Here is a 4673-nt window from a genome sequence, read left to right as displayed (position 1 = left end):
TTGCTTCATATTATATGGTTAAGTCCTCGATCTATTAGTATTCGTCAGCTCCACATGTCACCATGCTTCCACCTCGAACCTATCAACCTGATCATCTTTCAGGGATCTTACTAGCTTACGCTATGGGAAATCTCATCTTGAGGGGGGCTTCATGCTTAGATGCTTTCAGCACTTATCCCTTCCGCACATAGCTACCCAGCTATGCCCTTGGCAGAACAACTGGTACACCAGCGGTGCGTCCATCCCGGTCCTCTCGTACTAAGGACAGCTCCTCTCAAATTTCCTGCGCCCACGACGGATAGGGACCGAACTGTCTCACGACGTTCTGAACCCAGCTCGCGTACCGCTTTAATGGGCGAACAGCCCAACCCTTGGGACCGACTACAGCCCCAGGATGCGATGAGCCGACATCGAGGTGCCAAACCTCCCCGTCGATGTGGACTCTTGGGGGAGATAAGCCTGTTATCCCCGGGGTAGCTTTTATCCGTTGAGCGATGGCCCTTCCATGCGGAACCACCGGATCACTAAGCCCGACTTTCGTCCCTGCTCGACTTGTAGGTCTCGCAGTCAAGCTCCCTTATGCCTTTGCACTCTACGAATGATTTCCAACCATTCTGAGGGAACCTTTGGGCGCCTCCGTTACACTTTAGGAGGCGACCGCCCCAGTCAAACTGCCCACCTGACACTGTCTCCCGGGTCGATAAGACCCGTAGGTTAGAATTTCAATACAGTCAGGGCGGTATCCCACCAGCGCCTCCACCGAAGCTAGCGCTCCGGTTTCAATGGCTCCCGCCTATCCTGTACAAACTGTACCAAAATTCAATATCAGGCTACAGTAAAGCTCCACGGGGTCTTTCCGTCCTGTCGCGGGTAACCTGCATCTTCACAGGTACTATAATTTCACCGAGTCTCTGGTTGAGACAGTGCCCAAATCGTTACACCTTTCGTGCGGGTCGGAACTTACCCGACAAGGAATTTCGCTACCTTAGGACCGTTATAGTTACGGCCGCCGTTTACTGGGGCTTCAGTTCAGAGCTTCGCTTACGCTAACCCCTCTCCTTAACCTTCCAGCACCGGGCAGGTGTCAGCCCCTATACTTCGCCTTACGGCTTCGCAGAGACCTGTGTTTTTGCTAAACAGTCGCTTGGGCCTATTCACTGCGGCTTTCCGTTAAGAAAGCACCCCTTCTCCCGAAGTTACGGGGTCATTTTGCCGAGTTCCTTAACCAGAGTTCTCTCGCACACCTTAGGATTCTCTCCTCGCCTACCTGTGTCGGTTTGCGGTACAGGCACCTTTTATCTCGCTAGAAGCTTTTCTTGGCAGCGGGGAATCAAAGACTTCGCTCCATAAGGAGCTTCCCCATCACAGCTCAGCCTTCACGATAAGCGGATTTGCCTACTTATCAGCCTAACTGCTTGGACGTGCACAACCAATCGCACGCTTCTTCTATCCTTCTGCGTCCCTCCATTGCTCAAACGATAAAGAGGTGGTACAGGAATATCAACCTGTTGTCCATCGCCTACGCCTGTCGGCCTCGGCTTAGGTCCTGACTAACCCTGAGCGGACGAGCCTTCCTCAGGAAACCTTAGGCATTCGGTGGACGGGATTCTCACCCGTCTTTCGCTACTCATACCGGCATTCTCACTTCTAAGCGCTCCACCAGTCCTTCCGGTCTGACTTCACTGCACTTAGAACGCTCCCCTACCACTGATACCATTGGTATCAATTCGCAGCTTCGGTGGTGTATTTAGCCCCGGTACATTTTCGGCGCAGAGTCACTCGACTAGTGAGCTATTACGCACTCTTTAAATGGTGGCTGCTTCTGAGCCAACATCCTAGTTGTCTAAGCAACTCCACATCCTTTTCCACTTAATACACACTTTGGGACCTTAGCTGGCGATCTGGGCTGTTTCCCTCTTGACTACGGATCTTATCACTCGCAGTCTGACTCCTAAGGATAAGTCATTGGCATTCGGAGTTTGACTGAATTCGGTAATCCGATGAGGACCCCTAGTTCAATCAGTGCTCTACCTCCAAGACTCTTACACTTAAGGCTAGCCCTAAAGCTATTTCGGGGAGAACCAGCTATCTCCAGGTTCGATTGGAATTTCTCCGCTACCCACACCTCATCCCCGCACTTTTCAACGTGCGTGGGTTCGGGCCTCCATTCAGTGTTACCTGAACTTCACCCTGGACATGGGTAGATCACCTGGTTTCGGGTCTACGACCACGTACTAAACGCCCTATTCAGACTCGCTTTCGCTGCGGCTCCGCCTCTTCAGCTTAACCTYGCACGGGATCGTAACTCGCCGGTTCATTCTACAAAAGGCACGCCATCACCCATTAACGGGCTCTGACTATTTGTAGGCACACGGTTTCAGGATCTCTTTCACTCCCCTTCCGGGGTGCTTTTCACCTTTCCCTCACGGTACTGGTTCACTATCGATCACTAGGGAGTATTTAGCCTTGGGAGATGGTCCTCCCAGATTCCGACGGAATTTCACGTGTTCCGCCGTACTCAGGATACATTCAAGAGAGAACGAAGTTTCGACTACGGGGTTGTTACCCTCTGTGACGGACCTTTCCAGGTCGCTTCGTCTACCTCGTTCCTTTGTAACTCCGTATAGAATGTCCTACAACCCCAAGAGGCAAGCCTCTTGGTTTGGGCTAGATTCCGTTTCGCTCGCCGCTACTCAGGAAATCGCATTTGCTTTCTCTTCCTCCAGGTACTTAGATGTTTCAGTTCCCTGGGTCTGTCTTCCATACCCTATGTATTCAGGTAAGGATACCATACCATTACGTATAGTGGGTTTCCCCATTCGGAAATCTTCGGATCAAAGCTTACTTACAGCTCCCCGAAGCATATCGGCGTTAGTCCCGTCCTTCATCGACTCCTAGTGTCAAGGCATCCACCGTGCGCCCTTTCTAACTTAACCAAACTAAAATTAAAAAAATATGAGCTACACTGTTATCTAGTTTTCAAAGAACATACATTTAAACTTGAGAGATAGTTCTCTCAAAACTGAACGAAACAAAACAAGTCAACGTTTATTGATGAACTGCGTTCATCAATTCTCCATAGAAAGGAGGTGATCCAGCCGCACCTTCCGATACGGCTACCTTGTTACGACTTCACCCCAATCATCTGTCCCACCTTAGGCGGCTGGCTCCATAAAGGTTACCCCACCGACTTCGGGTGTTACAAACTCTCGTGGTGTGACGGGCGGTGTGTACAAGGCCCGGGAACGTATTCACCGCGGCATGCTGATCCGCGATTACTAGCGATTCCAGCTTCATGTAGGCGAGTTGCAGCCTACAATCCGAACTGAGAACGGTTTTATGAGATTAGCTCCACCTCGCGGTCTTGCAGCTCTTTGTACCGTCCATTGTAGCACGTGTGTAGCCCAGGTCATAAGGGGCATGATGATTTGACGTCATCCCCACCTTCCTCCGGTTTGTCACCGGCAGTCACCTTAGAGTGCCCAACTTAATGATGGCAACTAAGATCAAGGGTTGCGCTCGTTGCGGGACTTAACCCAACATCTCACGACACGAGCTGACGACAACCATGCACCACCTGTCACTCTGCTCCCGAAGGAGAAGCTCTATCTCTAGAGTTTTCAGAGGATGTCAAGACCTGGTAAGGTTCTTCGCGTTGCTTCGAATTAAACCACATGCTCCACCGCTTGTGCGGGCCCCCGTCAATTCCTTTGAGTTTCAGCCTTGCGGCCGTACTCCCCAGGCGGAGTGCTTAATGCGTTAACTTCAGCACTAAAGGGCGGAAACCCTCTAACACTTAGCACTCATCGTTTACGGCGTGGACTACCAGGGTATCTAATCCTGTTTGCTCCCCACGCTTTCGCGCCTCAGTGTCAGTTACAGACCAGAAAGTCGCCTTCGCCACTGGTGTTCCTCCATATCTCTACGCATTTCACCGCTACACATGGAATTCCACTTTCCTCTTCTGCACTCAAGTCTCCCAGTTTCCAATGACCCTCCACGGTTGAGCCGTGGGCTTTCACATCAGACTTAAGAAACCACCTGCGCGCGCTTTACGCCCAATAATTCCGGATAACGCTTGCCACCTACGTATTACCGCGGCTGCTGGCACGTAGTTAGCCGTGGCTTTCTGGTTAGGTACCGTCAAGGTGCCAGCTTATTCAACTAGCACTTGTTCTTCCCTAACAACAGAGTTTTACGACCCGAAAGCCTTCATCACTCACGCGGCGTTGCTCCGTCAGACTTTCGTCCATTGCGGAAGATTCCCTACTGCTGCCTCCCGTAGGAGTCTGGGCCGTGTCTCAGTCCCAGTGTGGCCGATCACCCTCTCAGGTCGGCTACGCATCGTTGCCTTGGTGAGCCGTTACCTCACCAACTAGCTAATGCGACGCGGGTCCATCCATAAGTGACAGCCGAAGCCGCCTTTCAATTTCGAACTATGCAGTTCAAAATATTATCCGGTATTAGCCCCGGTTTCCCGGAGTTATCCCAGTCTTATGGGTAGGTTACCCACGTGTTACTCACCCGTCCGCCGCTAACTTCATAAGAGCAAGCTCTTAATCCATTCGCTCGACTTGCATGTATTAGGCACGCCGCCAGCGTTCATCCTGAGCCAGGATCAAACTCTCCAATAAAGTTAGTTTGTCTAGCATCTAAAAATAAAAATTGACGTT

Annotated in this window: 2 rRNA genes; both read right to left on the bottom strand. The window is 51.2% G+C overall.

Annotated elements, in window-relative coordinates:
• Positions 1-14: 14 nt before the first annotated feature.
• Positions 15-2936 (bottom strand): 23S ribosomal RNA (locus tag AC1DTM_RS18505).
• 146 nt (positions 2937-3082) lie between these two features.
• Positions 3083-4634 (bottom strand): 16S ribosomal RNA (locus AC1DTM_RS18500).
• The 16S and 23S rRNA genes sit together here, the layout of an rRNA operon.
• Positions 4635-4673 lie beyond the last annotated feature (39 nt).

It is taken from the genome of Bacillus sp. P4_D3, from assembly GCF_056401855.1.
Note: the sequence above shows the minus strand (reverse complement) of the source record. Positions and strands in the feature narration are given on the sequence as shown.